Source organism: Streptomyces sp. UH6, assembly GCF_013421635.1.
GTDB classification, from domain to species: domain Bacteria; phylum Actinomycetota; class Actinomycetes; order Streptomycetales; family Streptomycetaceae; genus Streptomyces; species Streptomyces abyssomicinicus.
In genome coordinates this window covers 1-1,547 of sequence record NZ_JACADT010001187.1, presented here as the reverse complement: position 1 = coordinate 1,547, position 1,547 = coordinate 1, and the positions used below count along the sequence as shown (strand labels likewise).

1 protein-coding gene and 1 pseudogene are annotated in these 1,547 nt (G+C 74.9%); one reads left to right on the top strand and one right to left on the bottom strand.

Annotated elements, in window-relative coordinates:
* Positions 1 to 893 (bottom strand): serine/threonine-protein kinase (locus HW445_RS30480; RefSeq protein WP_180224030.1); only part of this gene is annotated, 893 nt, incomplete at its 3' end.
* 416 nt (positions 894 to 1,309) lie between these two features.
* Between HW445_RS30480 and HW445_RS30475 the strand changes: the two are divergent.
* Positions 1,310 to 1,547, top strand: a pseudogene (locus HW445_RS30475) (hypothetical protein); the annotation flags it as partial.

Below are 1,547 nucleotides of genomic sequence, written 5' to 3'. Positions count from 1 at the left end.
CGCGCCAGCTCGGCGCGCAGGGCGGGCACGAGGAGGGCGTCCGGGTCGGAGGGACTCAGCTCGGCCAGGATCTCCGCCGGGCCGGGCCGCCGCGACGGCCTCTTGTCCAGGCACCGCGACAGCAGCGGGTGCAGGGCCTCGGGCACTCCGTGCAGATCGGGCTCCGCGGCGAGCACCCGGTGCAGCACCGTCCCCTCGTCCCCCTGCCCGAAGGGCCCCTCGCCGCAGGCCGCGTAGACCAGGGCGCCGGCCAGCGAGAACACGTCCGCCTCCGGCCCCGTGTCGTGGGAGGAGGAGATCTGCTCCGGCGCCATGAAGGCGGGGGAGCCGATGACGGTGCCGGTTCCGGTGATGCGGGTCGCGGCGGAGTTCAGCGCCCGGCTGATGCCGAAGTCGATCACCCGGGGGCCCTCCGCGGAGAGCAGGACGTTGCCGGGCTTGACGTCGCGGTGCACCAGGCCCTCCGCGTGCACGGCCTGCAAGGCCTCCGCGAGTCCCGCGCCCAGGGCCCGGAGGGCCGGCTCCCGGAAACTCCCGCAGATCGCGACGGCCCGGTCCAGCGACGGCGCCGGGAGGTAGACGGTGGCGATCCAGGGCAGGGCGGCCTCCGTGTCGGCGTCCAGCACCGGCACCGTGTAGACGCCGCTGACCCGCCGGGCCGCGGCCACCTCGCGCCGGAAGCGGCTGCGGAAGGCCGGGTCGTCCGCGTACTCCTCGCGCACCTGCTTCACGGCGACCAGCCGCCCGGAGGCCGTCCGGCACAGCGAGACCACGCCCATGCCCCCGCTGCCGAGTTCCCGCATCACCACGTACGGACCGATGGTGGCCGGCAGGACGACGGTGGCCTCCTCCGCCCCCGCCGCCGAGCCGTCGTTCGAGATCCGCCTGCGCATGCCCAGCTCCCCGTTGCCTCGTCGACGTGACGCGCCGACGGGCCGTCACCACGCCCCGTCGCCCACGGAGACCAGTGTGGTCACCGACGCGCGTGCGCAGGGGCGTGTTGCCGGTGTTCACCCGAGGAGATGTCAGGACGGCGGCCTCACACCTTCTTCGCGAACGCCGCCCGGTTGCGGGAGGTGCGCGCCGGCCCGCGCGGCAGGGGCAGGGCGGATCATGTGGATCCTCCCCGCCTCGTGGGTATGCACCGGGTGGTGGGCGGCGGTCACGTATCCGCGTTCACCGGGTTGTCGACCGGCTCGGCCGTAACTGCCGTACCATCCACGGACAACTCCTCTGCCCCACGGCGGCCCGAAGTCCGTTGCCGGGGCGCAGTGTTACGGCGAAGACGGCGAGGACGCGGGAGGACCCCATGGCCCGGGGCAGACATCGCAGGCGCAGAAGGGGTGTTGCGCTGCGTGCCCTGTTGGGCGGTGCGGCACTCGCGCTCACCGGCGCGGCGACGGTCATCAGCGTCTCGCAGGCGACCGACGACACGCCGGGCGGACTGGAGCGGCTGCCCGCCGCGGCGGGTCCCGCGCTCCGCGAGGAGGCCGTCCCCTGGCGGCGGCTCGACACGATGGCCGAGCGGCTGGGGCGTCCCGTCTCCC